This is a genomic window from Methylophaga sp. UBA678 (assembly GCF_002299105.1).
Lineage (GTDB): Bacteria > Pseudomonadota > Gammaproteobacteria > Nitrosococcales > Methylophagaceae > Methylophaga > Methylophaga marina.
Genome location: NZ_DBNG01000009.1, coordinates 241,363 through 257,410, shown reverse-complemented (window position 1 = coordinate 257,410; position 16,048 = coordinate 241,363). Strand labels below are relative to the sequence as shown.

At 41.5% G+C, this 16,048-nt stretch carries 16 protein-coding genes; 12 read left to right on the top strand and 4 right to left on the bottom strand.

Annotated elements, in window-relative coordinates:
• Positions 1-30: 30 nt before the first annotated feature.
• Positions 31-624: an imidazoleglycerol-phosphate dehydratase HisB gene (gene hisB / locus B3014_RS05840; RefSeq protein WP_286305950.1), complete on the bottom strand. Its 594-nt coding sequence runs from the start codon at positions 622-624 to the stop codon at positions 31-33.
• Between the two features lie 97 nt (positions 625-721).
• Between hisB and fnr the strand changes: the two genes are divergently transcribed.
• Complete coding sequence (gene fnr / locus B3014_RS05835; protein WP_289243593.1) at positions 722-1,471, top strand: fumarate/nitrate reduction transcriptional regulator Fnr; 750 nt, start codon at positions 722-724, stop codon at positions 1,469-1,471.
• 116 nt (positions 1,472-1,587) lie between these two features.
• Positions 1,588-2,268 (top strand): OmpW/AlkL family protein, encoded by a 681-nt coding sequence (locus tag B3014_RS05830; protein ID WP_286305948.1) that lies wholly within the window; start codon positions 1,588-1,590, stop codon positions 2,266-2,268.
• Positions 2,269-2,316: 48 nt separating this feature from the next.
• On the opposite strand, the gene murJ is transcribed toward B3014_RS05830, so the two are convergent.
• Positions 2,317-3,858, bottom strand: a complete 1,542-nt coding sequence (gene murJ / locus B3014_RS05825; RefSeq protein ID WP_289243594.1) for a murein biosynthesis integral membrane protein MurJ — start codon at positions 3,856-3,858, stop codon at positions 2,317-2,319.
• A 142-nt stretch (positions 3,859-4,000) separates the two neighbouring features.
• Here murJ and B3014_RS05820 point away from each other — a divergent pair, with 142 nt between their 5' ends.
• Complete coding sequence (locus B3014_RS05820; protein ID WP_289243595.1) at positions 4,001-4,537, top strand: SCO family protein; 537 nt, start codon at positions 4,001-4,003, stop codon at positions 4,535-4,537.
• Here the strand turns inward: B3014_RS05820 and B3014_RS05815 are convergent.
• Positions 4,519-5,445 carry a hydrogen peroxide-inducible genes activator gene (locus tag B3014_RS05815; RefSeq protein WP_286305946.1) on the bottom strand — a complete coding sequence of 309 codons (927 nt, stop codon included), beginning with the start codon at positions 5,443-5,445 and terminating at the stop codon, positions 4,519-4,521. The genes B3014_RS05820 and B3014_RS05815 overlap by 19 nt on opposite strands.
• A gap of 192 nt (positions 5,446-5,637) precedes the next feature.
• On the opposite strand from B3014_RS05815, the gene rd reads away from it, so the two are divergent.
• From rd to B3014_RS05795, 4 genes are all read left to right on the top strand, one after another.
• On the top strand, positions 5,638-5,802 hold the full coding sequence (gene rd / locus B3014_RS05810; protein ID WP_289243596.1) for a rubredoxin: 165 nt from the start codon (positions 5,638-5,640) through the stop codon (positions 5,800-5,802).
• A 123-nt stretch (positions 5,803-5,925) separates the two neighbouring features.
• On the top strand, positions 5,926-7,026 hold the full coding sequence (gene recF, locus B3014_RS05805) for a DNA replication/repair protein RecF (protein ID WP_289243597.1): 1,101 nt from the start codon (positions 5,926-5,928) through the stop codon (positions 7,024-7,026).
• 57 nt (positions 7,027-7,083) lie between these two features.
• Positions 7,084-9,504, top strand: coding sequence for a DNA topoisomerase (ATP-hydrolyzing) subunit B (gene gyrB, locus B3014_RS05800; protein ID WP_289243598.1), 2,421 nt, complete (start codon positions 7,084-7,086; stop codon positions 9,502-9,504).
• Positions 9,505-9,592: 88 nt separating this feature from the next.
• Complete coding sequence (locus tag B3014_RS05795) at positions 9,593-10,156, top strand: cytochrome b (RefSeq protein WP_289243599.1); 564 nt, start codon at positions 9,593-9,595, stop codon at positions 10,154-10,156.
• A gap of 60 nt (positions 10,157-10,216) precedes the next feature.
• Here the strand turns inward: B3014_RS05795 and B3014_RS05790 are convergent, their stop codons facing one another.
• On the bottom strand, positions 10,217-11,530 hold the full coding sequence (locus B3014_RS05790; protein WP_286305942.1) for an NAD(P)/FAD-dependent oxidoreductase: 1,314 nt from the start codon (positions 11,528-11,530) through the stop codon (positions 10,217-10,219).
• Between the two features lie 140 nt (positions 11,531-11,670).
• Here B3014_RS05790 and B3014_RS05785 point away from each other — a divergent pair, with 140 nt between their 5' ends.
• The 5 genes from B3014_RS05785 to B3014_RS05765 all read left to right on the top strand — a co-directional run bounded on the left by B3014_RS05785 (position 11,671) and on the right by B3014_RS05765 (position 15,963).
• Positions 11,671-12,219 (top strand): flavoprotein, encoded by a 549-nt coding sequence (locus B3014_RS05785; protein WP_289243600.1) that lies wholly within the window; start codon positions 11,671-11,673, stop codon positions 12,217-12,219.
• Between the two features lie 8 nt (positions 12,220-12,227).
• Positions 12,228-13,772 (top strand): DUF6513 domain-containing protein, encoded by a 1,545-nt coding sequence (locus tag B3014_RS05780; RefSeq protein WP_289243601.1) that lies wholly within the window; start codon positions 12,228-12,230, stop codon positions 13,770-13,772.
• On the top strand, positions 13,772-14,350 hold the full coding sequence (locus B3014_RS05775; protein WP_289243602.1) for a DUF447 domain-containing protein: 579 nt from the start codon (positions 13,772-13,774) through the stop codon (positions 14,348-14,350). Before B3014_RS05780 ends, B3014_RS05775 begins: the two co-directional genes overlap by 1 nt.
• A complete protein-coding gene (locus tag B3014_RS05770) occupies positions 14,340-15,026 on the top strand; it encodes a (5-formylfuran-3-yl)methyl phosphate synthase (RefSeq protein ID WP_289243603.1) in 687 nt (228 codons plus the stop codon). The genes B3014_RS05775 and B3014_RS05770 overlap by 11 nt, the downstream gene beginning before the upstream one ends.
• Before the next feature lie 70 nt (positions 15,027-15,096).
• Positions 15,097-15,963 (top strand): DNA ligase, encoded by an 867-nt coding sequence (locus B3014_RS05765; protein ID WP_289243604.1) that lies wholly within the window; start codon positions 15,097-15,099, stop codon positions 15,961-15,963.
• Positions 15,964-16,048 lie beyond the last annotated feature (85 nt).

Sequence of the window (16,048 nt, the reverse complement as noted above, 5' to 3'; positions counted from 1 at the left end):
TTTTATTGGCTAATAATTCTTAATAAAGGATTATAAAGCACCTTTGGTTGAAGGCAATTGCTCCAGTGCGCGCTGATCCAGTGAAACAGCCATTCGTAATGCACGACCAAATGCCTTAAATATGGTTTCAGCAATATGATGAGCATTGCGGCCTTTTAAATTATCGATGTGCAGAGTCATACCAGCATGATTCACTAAGCCCTGGAAAAACTCATAGAACAGGTCGACATCGAATTCGCCAATCTTGTCGCGGGTAAATGTGACATCAAATTCGAGACCAGGACGACCAGAGAGATCGAGTACCACTCGAGACAGAGCCTCATCTAAGGGGACATAGGCATGTCCGTAGCGAACAACCCCTTTTTTATCACCCAAGGCTTTCTTCAGCGCTTGACCTATCGTAATGCCGACATCTTCAACAGTGTGATGTGCGTCAATATGTAAGTCACCATTGGCTTTGACCGATAAATCAAACAAACCATGACGAGCAATTTGATCCATCATGTGATCTAAAAATGGGACACCGGTTTCGGCATTGAATTGACCGCTTCCATCCAGATTGATTGATACTTCGATCTGTGTTTCTAGCGTGTTTCGCGCAACTGACGCGCTACGAGTGGTCATTTGAGTTCCTGAAATTAATAATAAAAAGAGATAATAACTGTTTCGAACAAGGGTTTGAAGCGTTATTATAGTCGATGTTCACAACACAGGATTAACAATGACTCAGTTAGGCAACGTTACCCCCTTATTTCAGGACCTCGCCAAAGTTGAACATGAGCATAATCTTGCGTGTCAGGAATGCTCACTTTATCGATTATGTTTGCCTCTTGGTTTACATAATAATGACCTGATTCAATTAGATAAAATCATTAAACGTAGTCAGAGTTACTCACGTGGTCAGCCTTTATTCAGCACTCAAACACCGTTCAATTCTATTTATGTTGTCCGCTCAGGCTCATTTAAAACGACGGTGTCTGCTGTCGATGGTCGGGAACAAGTCACCGGGTTTTATTTTCCAGGTGAGTTTGTTGGCCTTGATGCCATTTATGAACAAGCCTACCGTTCGAATGCTAAGGCTTTAGAAAGTAGCAGTGTTTGTGAATTACCTTTTGATATGTTGCAAGAGCTAGGCGCAAATATGCCTCAACTGCAAGTGCAGATGATGTCGCGTTTAAGTAAGGAGTTATCAGGTGATAAAAGCCTGATGTTTTTGCTTGGCAAAAAAACCGCTGAAGAAAAACTAGCGACATTTTTATTATCCATTTCCCGTCGTTTCCAAGATCGGGGTTTTTCTGCGCGTGAATTTCAACTGAGTATGTCTCGTGGTGATATCGCTAATCATCTGGGCTTAGCTGTAGAAACAGTCAGCCGCCTTTTCTCTCGCTTTCAAGATGAAGGCTTGATCGACATTCATAATAAGTCGATTTCCATCCGTGATGTTGAAAAATTGAAAGCATTGTGTGGTTAATATTGGGAAAAATTGGTAAGCGCTCGCTTTATTGATCCAGGTCAATGCATTAAGTCCACACCTCCGTAAAATTCAAACCATGTCTTACAGAACATAGTTTGTCCCAGGAGGAAAAAATGAAAACAACAACATTAGCTGCAGCACTACTTACTACATTAGGTCTTTCTACTGTTGCTGCACCAGCAATGGCCTATGAAGCAGGCGACTGGTTAGTCCGTGGTCGTATCATTAACGTCAACCCTAATGATGATAGTGGAACCTTATATGTAGGTGGCGCAGATTCAGGTCAAAAAGGTGTGAGTGTTAATTCTGACACTGTTCCTGAATTAGATATCACTTATATGATGACTAAAAACTGGGGTGTTGAGCTAATTCTTGGTTATTCTCAACATACAGTGAAATCTGAAGGTTATTGGGCGGCTCAGGGTCTAGGTGATGTTATTGATACTAAAGTGTTACCCCCTACATTAACGTTGCAATATCATTTTATGCCTGATTCAAACATTCGTCCTTATATCGGTGCCGGTGTCAACTACACATACTTTTTTGACGAAGAAGTGGACGGCCCTGTTCTGGATGTTCCAGGTGCGAAAGTCAAATTGGATAGTTCATGGGGTCTAGCGGCACAAGCCGGTGTAGACGTGGCTTTAAATGACGATTGGTTTGTTAACTTTGATGTGAAATACATCGATATTGATACTGAAGCTCATTTCTCTGGTACACCTGTCGGTAAAGCAAAAATTGAAGCAGATATTGACCCATTCGTTTGGGGTATTGGTATCGGACGCCGCTTCTAAGAAATTTATGTCCTCGTAGTGCTTGGCCCTCCTCGGAGGGCCTTTTTTTTATCTCATTATTGGCCTGACTAAACTTTTTAGATTGATACGTAGTACGAGTAAAAAAGTGAAGTAAGTGACTGCAGCACCAACGATCAGACCGAATAAATGTCCGGCTCGTTGCCATGCATCCCATATTACCCATTCATTGTGTTGTGGATTAAGTAGGAGTAAAAAAACGAACAAACCGCTATTAGCAATGAGTAACTTTAATGAGAATTTACCCCAGCCTGAATTGGGGGTATAAACGGATCTTTTCCTCAGTCCGTGATATAGCAAACCCGCGTTTAGCATGGCAGACAGTGCTGTTGCTAATGCCAAACCAACATGATCAAGATAGATCATCAGTACGACGTTCAATGCCATATTACTAATCATCGCAATAATGCCAATCTTCACGGGAGTTTTTGTATCCTGCCTCGCGTAATAACCTGGCGCTAATACTTTAATAAATATGAATGGCAACAGTCCCAAACCATAAGCCATTAAACTCAATGAAGCTTTATGTGAATCCATCACCGTAAATTCGCCATATTGAAACAAGGTCATTAGTAGTGGTTCTGCCAAGTAAATAAGCCCTATCGCTGCTGGTGTACCAATTAGAAATACCCAGCGTAAGGCCCAGTCGATAGTGTCTGAGAATTCTTCTGTCGACTTGGCCGCATGTTTTCTGGATAAGCTTGGCAAAATGACGGTAGACAAAGCGATGCCAAAAACGCCTAACGGAAACTCAACAAGACGATCTGAGTAATACAGCCAGGAAATACTGCCCGTCACTAAAAACGAGGCAAGTAAGGTATCTAATAGAAGATTTATTTGTGCTACTGATACCCCAAACATCGCGGGTATCATTAATCTGGTAATTTTTCTGACACCCTCACTTTTCCATCCCCATTTTGGCCAGGGTAATAATCCAAGTTTTATCAGAAAAGGTAATTGAAAAATAAACTGTACAAGGCCGCCTATGAAGACCCCCCAGGCCAAGCCCGTCACTGGCTCACTTAAATTAGGCGATAACCATATTGCGGTACTAATCAATGAAATATTTAAAAAAACCGGTGTAAATGCGGGGATGGCGAATTTGCCAAAGCTGTTCAGAATGGATCCTGCAAGTGCAGTTAAAGAGATAAAGAAGATATAAGGGAATGTGATCGTCAGTAAATCTGCAGCTAAATCTGCCTTTACTGGATCTTCAATAAAACCGGGTGCAAACACCATGATGATGACCGGTGCGGCAATCATCCCTATTGCTGTAATCATCGTTAATATTACAGCCAATGTTCCGCTTGTCTGGGCAATTAAGTCTTTTAAAGGTTTATCTCCATGTTCTTTGAACTCGGCAAGAACAGGTATAAAAGCCTGTGAAAAAGCCCCTTCTGCAAATAAGCGTCTTAAAAAGTTTGGTATTTTGAAGGCGACAAAAAATACGTCTGCTCCCAGGCCCGCGCCAAACATTCTGGCTATGACAATATCCCTAATAAACCCCAATATCCGGGATAAAAAAGTCATCACACTGACAACTGCGGTAGACTTGAAGAGTTTCTCGCTCATTTTTTACTCACAACAGGGTTTCATCCGGCTATTCAAGGTTAGATGTTATATGTTTAAGCCAATTAAAAGTGTCAATTCTAAGGCTTTTCTGCTGTTATATCTTGCTATTACCCTGATTATTTTAGTTTTGTGGGTGAGTCGAATGGAGATTTCGCAACCAGATAGGCGAGATATTCCTGATGAGCTACGTCCGTTTCTTATTTCACCTCCTAAAACACTACCTCAGTTTGTTCTTAATAGTCAGTCAAATCAGATTCTGACGAATGTCAGCTTCGATGGTCGCTGGAGCTTTATTTACTTTACACACTCACATTGTCAGCCAGAATGTGATGTTGTCATTGATGTGATGCAAAACCTTAAACGTTTATTTGCTGGGCCTACAGTCCAGTTCTTACTCATTAATTTCGATAATCAGGGCGAAAGTTCTGCATTACCTAAAAGCTCACTACAACTTTATAGTGGTTCTGCTGATGTTATTCATTCTGTTATTAGAAGTTTTGATTTTTTATACCTGGAACCGGAAAGTTATCAGAATAGTAATAAAGTCGAGCAGCAACACTATATTTATCTAGTCGATCCACAAGGTCGTGTCTATGCTGTATTTAAACCTCCATTTACATCACTTGCTATACAGCATGTTTTCTTCAGATTGCGCGATTTTTATGCACGTAGTGAATAATTTGTATCAGCAAGCGCATCAGAAAAAGTCTTCGCTAATTGTTCTAACGTCGCGGTCCTTCTGAAGCTTGGTCGCCAGACCAGGCCGATCTCTCTTAAAGCCTGATCGTTATCTGCAGATAGGGGCACTAAACAAATCTCAGAATGAATAACCATATCTGAATTAACGGCCATGTCTGGAATAAGTGTAATACCCAACCCACTGGCGACCATTTCAATCAGTGTATAAAGACTTGTCGCTTGTACACTCTTTCTTTGTGCGGATGCAGGCAATTGGCATGCACTTAGTGCGTGCTCCCTCAAGCAATGCCCTTCTGCCAATAAAAGCAATTCGTTTGTAGGTAAATCGCTCGCTTTTAATTCTTCTTTCTCAGCTAAGGGGTGGTTCTTAGGCAGCGCTATCCAGAAGGATTCTTTGGCAAACTCTCTATGTGTGAGACCACGTGTGTTGTATGGAAATGCTAATACCGCCACGTCAATATTACCGCTTTCTAACTGATCTAAAAGTCGCTCCGATTGGTCTTCTATTAATACGATTTCAAGCTCTGGTAACTGCTTTCTAACCGTAGGTAATACTTTTGGTAATAAAAAAGGACTTATCGTCGGAATAATCCCTATTTGTATTCGACCGGATAGTGGATTTTTTTCTGATAACGCCAGATCAACAAGGTCTTCACTCAATGACAATATTTGTTGTGCTCTGCTGGCAATTTCTTCTCCAATCGGCGTTGGTAAGACTTTCCTATTCGTCCTTTCTAATAAAGACACTTCAAGTAGTTGCTCTAAATCTTGTATTCCGGCACTTAATGTTGATTGGGTAACAAAACATTTCTCAGCGGCATGGCCAAAATGCTTTTCTTCTACTACTGCGGTAAGGTATTGAAGTTGTCTCAGTGTGGGGAGTCGCATAATCGGCTTTTCCGTTTATTTGTCTAATATTAAGTTATAGCATAAATATATAGCTAATTTGAAAAGTACTAAAAGTACGACCTGTCACAATGTAAATAGTTTTATTCTATTATTGAAACTTCGCTAACGTAGCCCTCCCAATTTTGTTAACATCACATATAAATAAACTTAAAATAATCTCGGAGTTTCAGTATGAAAAAGTGGCAGTGTATTGTTTGTGGATTTATTTACGACGAAGCTGAAGGCCTACCAGAAGAAGGTATTGCACCTGGCACGGCTTGGGAAGATATACCAGATGATTGGGAATGCCCAGAATGTGGCGTTGGTAAAGATGACTTTGAGATGCTAGAAATTTAAATCTCATTATTATTTATATTGATACTTCTATTTAGCCATATTAATTCTCTTTATTTGTTTTTGTAACAATGTAAAGCAAGTGCAAGACAACTATATGGCTCTAATTCCTGTAGCTCTGATTCTGTGTTATCACATCTGACGCTTTCAAATTTTCGTAATATTAACCAGGTCTCTTTAAGTCCTTCTGTTGGTATTAACTTATTCATCGGCGAAAATGGCTCCGGTAAGACTAGCATTCTTGAAGCGATTCATTTGCTCGCTATGGGGCGCTCGTTTCGCTCGCGCAATTTAAAAAACATCATTCAGTTTGAGCATGCACAATTCACGGTTTTTGCGCGTTCATCGGAAATGACACCGGTAGGTTTACTTTTTGATACGAACACTGGTCTTCAAATCCGCTTGAATAATGCCCCACTAAAAAAACTTTCTGACCTTGCTGTTAACACACCACTCCAATATATCTCTGCGAATTGTCATCAGTTCTTTGAGTTAGGTCCAAAATTCAGAAGACGCATGATCGACTGGGGTGTGTTTCACGTGGAACATAAATTTAATTATCACTGGCAAACATATAAAAAAGCACTAATACAAAAGAATGCAGCACTGAAAAATAAGAAAACCAAAGCTGAAATAGAACTATGGGATCAGTATCTGGTAAAACACGGTGAGCAAATTACCGAACTACGAACCACTTATCTCAATAGGCTTATTGATATATTCAAACCTATATTTAGCAAAATTTGCCCTACCTTTGATCAATGTGAATTTACAATTCGCTACAGTAAAGGGTGGAACAAAGATAAATCACTTCCCGAAACACTTGCTGAAAACTATGAGCGTGATCGTTTTTTAGGTTACAGTCGAGCTGGACCACACTCTGCAGACTGGATGGTAAGAATTAACAATGATTCACCTGAAGAAATGTTATCCCGTGGTCAACAAAAACTCTTTTATTTGTCATTGTGTCTCTCACAGATAACACTACTGATGGAGATTAAAGAGGTTAAAAATACAATTTTATTGCTTGATGACCTAAGCTCAGAATTAGACTGGCAACATCAAAAAACAGTAATGGAAACACTCAGAAGTTTGCCCGTACAAACTTTTATTACAAGTACCAATACTGAATTAGCTAGTTTAATAAGTAATGAAAAAGAGAAAGTGTTTCACGTGGAACATGGAGAAATCAGAGAGGATAATGAGACTGTCAACACTTCTATATAAGTAGTAGAATAGAAGGTTATTCAGCACATCCTCCATTTGGCCAGGAATAGTTTGACTATGACAACGGAAAAAAACAACAACACATACGATTCTTCAAATATAAAAGTCCTAAAAGGACTTGATGCGGTAAGAAAAAGACCTGGTATGTATATCGGTGATACCGATGATGGTACCGGCTTGCATCATATGGTTTTTGAAGTTTTGGATAATGCAATTGACGAAGCGTTAGCTGGTCACTGTAGTGAAATTCAGGTGAGAATTCACCCAGATGATTCCGTCTCAGTTATTGATAATGGACGCGGCATTCCAGTAGATATCCATGAAGAAGAAGGTGTCTCTGCAGCAGAAGTTATCATGACGGTATTGCATGCAGGCGGTAAATTTGATGACAACTCATACAAAGTTTCAGGCGGTTTACATGGTGTTGGTGTCTCAGTTGTAAATGCCTTATCAAAAAAATTAGCGATGGAAATTCATCGCCACAACCGGGTTTATAAACAAACTTACACACATGGTGTGCCAGACTCAGCATTAACAGATGTGTCTGATACAGACATCACAGGCACGAAAATTCAGTTTTGGCCAAGTGAAGAAACATTCACTAACGTCACATTTGATTACAATATCCTGGCAAAACGGATCAGAGAGCTAGCCTTTTTGAACTCAGGGGTCAGAATTGTTTTAACAGATGAGCGTGATGAAAAAACAGAAACATTCTTTTATGAGGGCGGCATTACTGCTTTTGTTCAGCATTTGAATAAAAATAAAGATCTCATTCACGAAAATATCATCAAAATTTCTGGTATGAGAGATGATGTAACGGTCGAGTTATCGATGCAGTGGAATGACTCGTATCAAGAAAATATTTATTGTTTTACAAACAATATTCCTCAGCGCGATGGCGGAACACATTTAGCGGGTTTCCGTGCCGCATTAACCAGAACTCTCAACCAGTACATTGAGAGTGAAGGACTAGCGAAGAAGTCCAAAGTAACAACAAGTGGTGACGATGCGCGTGAAGGATTGACTGCCGTTCTATCAGTAAAAGTACCTGATCCGAAATTCAGTTCACAAACTAAAGATAAACTGGTTTCATCAGAAGTAAGAACGATTGTTGAGTCTTATGTGAACGAGTTCTTCCATGACTTCTTAATTGAGAACCCTACTGATGCAAAATTAATCGCTAACAAAATGATTGATGCTGCTCGTGCACGTGATGCCGCAAGAAAAGCTAGAGAACTTACGCGCAGAAAAGGCGTACTTGATATAGCCGGTCTGCCAGGTAAATTGGCCGATTGTCAGGAGAGAGACCCTGCCCTCTCAGAACTTTTTTTAGTGGAAGGGGACTCAGCGGGCGGCAGCGCCAAGCAAGGTCGTGATAGAAGAACGCAGGCAATTCTACCGTTGAAAGGAAAAATTCTTAATGTAGAAAGAGCGCGTTTTGACAAAATGATCAGCTCTGCTGAGGTAGGCACATTAATAACCGCATTAGGATGTGGAATCGGCCGTGATGAATACGATCCTGAAAAACTCAGATACCATCACATAATTATTATGACCGATGCGGACGTTGATGGCTCACACATCCGAACATTGCTATTAACATTTTTCTATCGACAAATGCCAGAGTTGATTGAACGTGGTCATGTCTATATTGCACAGCCACCGCTTTATAAAATTAAGAAAGGTAAACAAGAGCGCTACGTGAAAGATGATGCAGAAATGGAGCGTTATCTAACAGAGGTTGCTTTGACAAATGCCAAGTTATTCCCAACAGAAGAGGCCAATGCTATCGAGGGCAGTGCGTTAGCATCTTTGGTCACTGAATACCAAACGGTCAATTCAATAATTGGCAGATTGTCTAATCATTATTATCCTGCGTTTCTTGATAAGCTTGTTTATCAGCCTCAGATTCCAGAAATGAGTGATAGTGATGCGATAAATAGCTGGTTATCAGTCATTGAGGTGGAACTCAATAAAGGTTTACCAACAGGTACGCAGTTTAAACTGAGTATTAAAACACAGGAAAATGACCCAGTTGGTTTGATCAATATCAGCTACAGTCGACATGGTATCAGCACAGACTACCATATCCCTGGTGAATTCTTTGATAGCACTGAGTATCAAAAAATCCTTGCATTTTCTAATAAAATCAATGGGTTGTTTGGTGAGGGTGCAAGGGTAGAACGTGGTGAAAGGCAGCAAGAGATTAGTTATTTCTCACAAGCCGTGAGTTGGTTGCTAGCTGAAGCACGCCGTGGCCAACATGTTCAACGTTATAAAGGCCTAGGTGAAATGAATCCTGATCAGTTGTGGGAAACCACAATGGATAAAGATAAACGTCGACTTTTACAGGTGAAAATCAATGATGCTATCGTCGCTGACGAGACGTTCAATACACTGATGGGTGATAATGTTGAACCAAGAAGAGAGTTTATTGAGACGCATGCGTTACAGGTGTCAAATTTAGATATCTAATATAGGAATCTTTCCTGAGTAAAATAAGTCATACAGCCGCAAGGTTGTGTGGCTTTTTTATGCATAAAAAGAAAGTGAAGGAAATTATATGCCCGAACAGATAAAACAGTACGACTTGGTACAGCGATGGTTACATTGGTTAATTGCGTTCGCCATTCTAGCCATGATCGCAATCGGACTATACATGGTTCAGCTTCCGAAAGAATGGGAGTTGCCTGAAGGTCAAGAAAGTGTTCGGGCATTTTGGTTTTTATTACATAAATCCTTGGGGATCAGTATCGCTGTACTGATTTTAATGCGTGTAGCGTGGCGTATATTTCATCCAGCACCCTCTCTTCCCTCTTCTATCCCATTATGGCAACAGAAGCTCTCTGGCGGCGTCCACGGGCTATTGTATGTGTTAATGATTGCTATGCCACTAACGGGCTATCTACAATCAATGTACAGTAAATACGATACGAAACTGTGGGGAATAGTTTTACCGCGCCTGGCGGAGGCAGATCCAGATATGAGGGAGTACTTCAGTGAAATACATGAAGTGTTGGCATTTACGTTAATTGCATTATTAATTTTGCATATAGGTGCAGCAGTAAAACACCGAATAAATAATAATGGTATTACTCAACGCATGTCATTGTTTTCCAAAAAGTAGATGTAGAGAATATAAAAAAAGGCCCTATAAAGGGCCATTTTTATGAGATGTAGCAAGTGTTTAGTGTAGTTTGATTTTAGGGTGAACACTACGTCTGAAGATATGCGACAGAGAGAGCATAGCAACCCGGAAAGGACCAAACAGTGCAACTTGGTGCATCTTATATAAAGAAAGATACATCAGGCGCGCCATGAAACCCTCAATCATCATGCTACCTTTACTTAGGTTACCCATCAAATTACCAACAGTACTGTATTTACCTAACGATACTAGTGAGCCATAGTCATGGTATTCAAATTCAGGGGCAACCTTACCTGCCATGCGATTACGAATAGATTTATACACAACAGATGCCATTTGATGAGCTGCTTGAGCACGTGGTGGTACGTTCTCATCATGTCCCTGCCACTTACATGCACAACAATCACCGATGGCATAGATATCATCATCTAAGGTCGTTTGTAATGTTTGTCTTACAACCAATTGGTTCATCCAATTGGTTTCAAGTCCAGCGATATCTTTTAAGAACTCTGGCGCTTTGATACCTGCCGCCCATACTTTAATGGCAGCCGGAATGGTTTTTCCACTTTCTGTGAATATAGCCTTGTCATTGACCTCAACAACGCGTTCTCCAGTGAGAACATCAACGCCTAACTTCGTCAATTCATCCGTTGTAGCCGCAGAGAGATTTTCTGGTAAGCCAGGTAAAACACGATTGGCTGCTTCAATAATGCTAATCTTGACGTCTTGTGGCTGTACTTCATCAAGCCCATAAGCTGTGAGTAAGTGAGAAACTTCGTGAAGTTGAGCACTAAGCTCAATACCTGTGGCGCCTGCACCAACAATAGCAATGTTCAACTGACCTTCGTGCAAAGGCTTACCTTGAGTGTGCGCGCGAAGATAGGCCTCAAGTAATTTGTTTTGGAAAGATTCGGCTTGCTTGGTTGTATCAAGGAATAAGCAGTGATCACGAACACCTTTGATACCAAAATCATGACTAACGCTACCTACAGATATAACAAGGTAGTCGTATTCAAACTCACGGCGTGGAATAATTTCCACCCCGTCTTGATTAAGCGTGGGGGCCAGAGAGATAGTCTTACGGTCTCTGTCTAAGCCATCCATTTTACCCAAACGGAAACGAAATCCACTGGCATTGGCTTGACTCAAGTACTCAATTTCATCTTCATGCGAATCGAGTGTACCAGCAGCAACCTCATGAAGAAGCGGTTTCCATATGTGTGTATGTGTATTATCGACAAGCGTAATTTCAGCTTTGCCTTTTTTACCCAACTTCTTGCCGAGTTTAGTGACTAATTCAAGACCACCTGCCCCGCCTCCGACAACCACAATTTTTGGAATACTGTTAGACATTCGCAAAGACTCCAATCTGACGCAAAATTACAATGAGTTATCGATTTTAACGTAAAAAACCCTATAAAACCTATCTTATTTTTACTAAGTGTACTTAGTCTGGCAAAATTTACGTCTTAACTTATTCACAGAGAAACAAAATGCAAGCAAGGCCTGAAAAACCACGTCTGGCTTGGGCTATTACAGGCTCAGGACATTATCTGAAAGAATGTTTGGAAATTGTCCATGAGTTAGATAACGTGGACTTGTTTTACAGCCGAGCTGGTGAAGAAGTTGTAAGGATGTATGGCTATGATCCAAAATCATTCGTACCAGAGGGACGAGTCTACCGTGATAGAGCGGCGAGCTCACCGCCAGTCGGTTTATTTTATCGAGGTGATTATCATAGTCTTGTTGTAGCTCCAGCTACGTCTAACACCGTTGCTAAGATGGTCATGGGCTTATCTGATACTTTGGTAACGAATATATATGCCCAAGCAGGAAAATGTCGTATACCAAGCATTGTGCTCGCCTGTGATTCTGAACCAGAAATAGATACCCCTGCACCAGACAGAATTGTGCATGTTTCACCCAGAGCGATAGATCTACAACATACGGCTACATTAAAACAGTTCGAGGCAACAACCGTGGTAGATAATGCTGATGAATTATTCAATGTACTGAAGCAACGTCTGGCTGAGGTCGGTTAGTACCTCTGATGGCGAGGAAGATATTATTTCTTACAGGCAAACTGGCTGAGCCCAGTGTGCATAAAGTGTTGGAAGAAATGGCGCCACTCCCCTTTGAGTATCGAGTTCATCAGATAGGCGTGTCTGTCGCAGCATTGATGACAGATAAAATGATAGGTAGACGACTCAAGCCTGAAGATTTTGAAGGGTTTGATGAAATCATAGTCCCAGGCCGCTGTCGAGGAGACCTCGAGCTACTAAGCCAAGATCTGGGTATTAAAATTACGCGTGGCCCAGATGAAATCAAAGATCTACCAATGCAGTTTGGTAAAGCCCGTAAAAAACCAGATTTATCTCAACACGCTGTCGAAATATTTGCCGAAATCGTCGATGCTCCTGAACGCTCTATTGAAAGTCTGTTAGAACGTGCCCGGTATTATGCTAGCCAAGGGGCGGATGTTATTGATATTGGCTGTTTACCTGAAGAAAAATTTCCATTAATGGAAGAAGCCATTGCAGCATTACATGATAATGGTTTTAAAGTGAGTGTAGACTCACTTTCGATTCATGACCTGCAGCGTGCGTCCAAAGCAGGTGCTGACTATTTATTAAGTTTGACTGAAAAAACGATTGATCTGGCAAAAGAAACAGACGCCGTCCCAATTTTAGTTCCTGCTGAGCCAGGTTCCCTTGCCTCACTGGAGCGAGCTATGGAAGCCATGGATAAAATTGGTAAACCGTGGGTGGCAGATCCGATTTTAGATCCGATTCATTTTGGTTTAACGGACTCAATTGTTCGTTACCATGAATTACGGCGGAAATACCCTGATGCACCCATCATGATGGGAGTAGGTAATCTGACAGAGTTAACTGACGCGGATACTACCGGAATCAATGCCATGTTATTTGGCATGATTTCTGAGTTAAATATTAACTGTGTATTAGCCACAGAAGTTAGCTCGCATGCACGACGGGCCATACGTGAAGCCGATGTGGCGAGACGAATGATGTTTGCCGCCAAGCAGGATAATAGTCTACCAAGAGATTTTACAGGTGACTTGTTGGTGTCACACGAACGACACCCGTTTACGGATACTGCTGATGAAATTCAGGCTTTGGCCGACACGATTCGAGACCCAAACTACCGGATAAAAGTCGCAAAAGAAGGCATTTTTATGTTCAATCGTGATGGTCTTGTGCAAGATATTGATCCATTTGAATTCTATCCCCATCTAGATGTAGAAAATGATCCCGGCCATGCATTTTATCTCGGTGTTGAACTGGCCCGGGCCGAAGTAGCTTGGCAACTAGGTAAGCGTTATACCCAAGATGAAGATTTACAATGGGGGTGTGCCGTTGATCAGGCAGAAGAAGATTTAACAGAGCAAAAGGTGGAAGGTACCACCATGAAAAAGACCAAGAAAGAACGAGCCTGCGGTACAGCAGATAAAACCGATACGCCAAGAGAGAATATGAAAAAAGTCGTCCGTGACGAGCATGCACCAAAAGTCAAAAAAACTCGCACGGCGTGTGGTACGGCTGAACCTAAGAAAAATAAAAAAGGAGCATCCTAGTGGTACGGCTGACCGCAAAAATTCATGAAGTTATTGTGACGACAAAAAATGCAGATGATACAGCACATCATGCGCCTATGGGTGTTAGTGAAGTAAATGGTTACTTTCAAATAAAACCATTTAAACCATCGACAACTTACAATAACTTAATGCGTCATCGCTCATGTAGTATTAACTACACGGATGATGTACGCGTGTTTGCAGGAGCATTAACAGGGCACCGACAATGGCCATCTTCAGCATGTGAAAAGATAGATAGTCTCTATTTAACAAATGCACTTAGCCACACAGAAATAGCTATCCAGAATGTTGATGACGATGATCCTCGCGCCTGTTTTTATGGCGATGTTGTACATGAACAGCAACATGGCTTATTTCGTGGATATAACCGTGCACAAAGTGCCGTCATTGAAGCCGCCATACTGGTTAGCCGTTTGTCGATGTTGCCAGAACAAAAAATTCGCGATGAAATTAACTATTTGACCATCGGTATGGAAAAAACAGCGGGTGAACGCGAGTGGGAAGCGTGGGGCTGGTTAATGAAAAAGGTGAGAGAAGCAGGTATCAATGTCGAATAATACAAAATGGCTAGCCAGTGTACAGTCATTGGAAGAAGCTCAGAGCCTCAATGGTTGTCTGCCAGATATTCTTGATATGAAACAGCCGGCAAAAGGGGCCTTAGGCGCTTTGCCTGTAGATATAGTGGAAGACATTGTTAAGTGGGTATCGGGACGTTGTCTAACCAGTGCGACAATTGGTGATTTGCCAATGCAGTTTGATGTCATTGAGCCGGCAATCATGAATATGGCTGGAACAGGAGTGGATTATGTCAAAATTGGCTTATTCGGAGGTGAAGAACAAACGGACTGTTTACAAGCATTAACGCCAGTTATCAAACAACTCACCACGCCGGTAATTGCTGTGATATTTGCTGATCGTAATTATGAAACTGATGTAATAGAACAGGTTCTAAAAGCAGGTTTTAGCGGTGTGATGGTTGATACCGCAGAAAAAAATGCTCGCTCTTTATTGGATTTATGGTCAATTGATGCGTTGACAGCGTTTGTAAACACAGTGAAAAACGCAGAAAGTTTATGTGGCTTGGCAGGTGCTTTACGCATTGAGGATATTGCTACCCTACGCGCATTAAAACCCGACTATCTGGGATTTCGTAGTGCTCTGTGTCCTGAGCGCAGAAGAAACGCATCACTGTCAGCGACATTAGCTCAAACAATTGCATCAGAGTTAGAGTAAACCGAGTCAAGATGTCTATTGGCAGGATGCCAGAGGCAATTACTATTAATTAATTTGCAAGGAGGCAAATATGCCACGTATACAGCGTGCTATCACTGTTGTTTTCATTTTCACCCTGCTTAGTCTTAATGGGCTAGTTCATGCTGCTCAGACTATGCCACCCGTGCAACTGGCGAGTGTCTATAAGCCAGACAGGGCTGAGCCAGTATCAGCCTATCTCGTCAGTGAAAAATTCGATGGTGTACGGGCTATCTGGACAGGTCAACAACTTCTGACCCGTAGCGGCAATATTATCAACCCCCCAGACTGGTTTACTGCTTCCCTACCCGATGTATGGCTGGATGGTGAGTTGTGGACTAAACATCAAGACTTTGCACGGCTCAGTGGCATCATAAGAACACAAATACCGGATGATGAAGCTTGGCGAAAAGTGAGTTATCGGGTGTTTGATATGCCCGATCGTGAACTGCCTTTTGAACAACGTTATCAAAACTACACAAGTTTAATCACAAAACTAAATCTGCCACATATTAAACCTGTTAAACAATATCGGCTGATAAACAAAACGGCTTTACAAGACCTGTTACAAGATAAGATAGAACACGGTGCAGAAGGTCTGATTTTACATCTGGCGTCAGCTAAACATCACGGTGGGAGAACGCAGGCTTTATTAAAACTCAAGCCATATGATGATGCTGAAGCCACCGTTATTGCGCATTTGCCAGGCAAAGGTAAATACACTAATCAGTTAGGCGCATTACGTGTTAAAAATAAGCAAGGCCGGGTCTTTTCGATCGGTAGCGGCTTATCAGATCAAGACCGTATTAACCCACCTCCCATCGGCAGTGTCATTACCTATCGTTATCAGGGGTTTACTAAAACTGGATTGCCTCGGTTTGCCCGCTTTTTGCGTATTCGCGAGACCGATCTGGATTAAATCTGTTTCACTTTTTTAGTTTTTTCAGTGCAGTACAAGCTCAACCAGAGACATGGTTGAGCTTGATATCACTGTATGAGAACAC

Bases quoted from the DNA above. Each gene is read 5' to 3' on its own strand.
- hisB (WP_286305950.1), bottom strand. From the start codon at position 624: ATGACCACTCGTAGCGCGTCAGTTGCGCGAAACACGCTAGAAACACAG.
- fnr (WP_289243593.1), top strand. From the start codon at position 722: ATGACTCAGTTAGGCAACGTTACCCCCTTATTTCAGGACCTCGCCAAA.
- B3014_RS05830 (WP_286305948.1), top strand. From the start codon at position 1,588: ATGAAAACAACAACATTAGCTGCAGCACTACTTACTACATTAGGTCTT.
- murJ (WP_289243594.1), bottom strand. From the start codon at position 3,858: ATGAGCGAGAAACTCTTCAAGTCTACCGCAGTTGTCAGTGTGATGACT.
- B3014_RS05820 (WP_289243595.1), top strand. From the start codon at position 4,001: ATGGAGATTTCGCAACCAGATAGGCGAGATATTCCTGATGAGCTACGT.
- B3014_RS05815 (WP_286305946.1), bottom strand. From the start codon at position 5,445: ATGCGACTCCCCACACTGAGACAACTTCAATACCTTACCGCAGTAGTA.
- rd (WP_289243596.1), top strand. From the start codon at position 5,638: ATGAAAAAGTGGCAGTGTATTGTTTGTGGATTTATTTACGACGAAGCT.
- gyrB (WP_289243598.1), top strand. From the start codon at position 7,084: ATGACAACGGAAAAAAACAACAACACATACGATTCTTCAAATATAAAA.
- B3014_RS05795 (WP_289243599.1), top strand. From the start codon at position 9,593: ATGCCCGAACAGATAAAACAGTACGACTTGGTACAGCGATGGTTACAT.
- B3014_RS05790 (WP_286305942.1), bottom strand. From the start codon at position 11,530: ATGTCTAACAGTATTCCAAAAATTGTGGTTGTCGGAGGCGGGGCAGGT.
- B3014_RS05785 (WP_289243600.1), top strand. From the start codon at position 11,671: ATGCAAGCAAGGCCTGAAAAACCACGTCTGGCTTGGGCTATTACAGGC.
- B3014_RS05780 (WP_289243601.1), top strand. From the start codon at position 12,228: ATGGCGAGGAAGATATTATTTCTTACAGGCAAACTGGCTGAGCCCAGT.
- B3014_RS05770 (WP_289243603.1), top strand. From the start codon at position 14,340: ATGTCGAATAATACAAAATGGCTAGCCAGTGTACAGTCATTGGAAGAA.
- B3014_RS05765 (WP_289243604.1), top strand. From the start codon at position 15,097: ATGCCACGTATACAGCGTGCTATCACTGTTGTTTTCATTTTCACCCTG.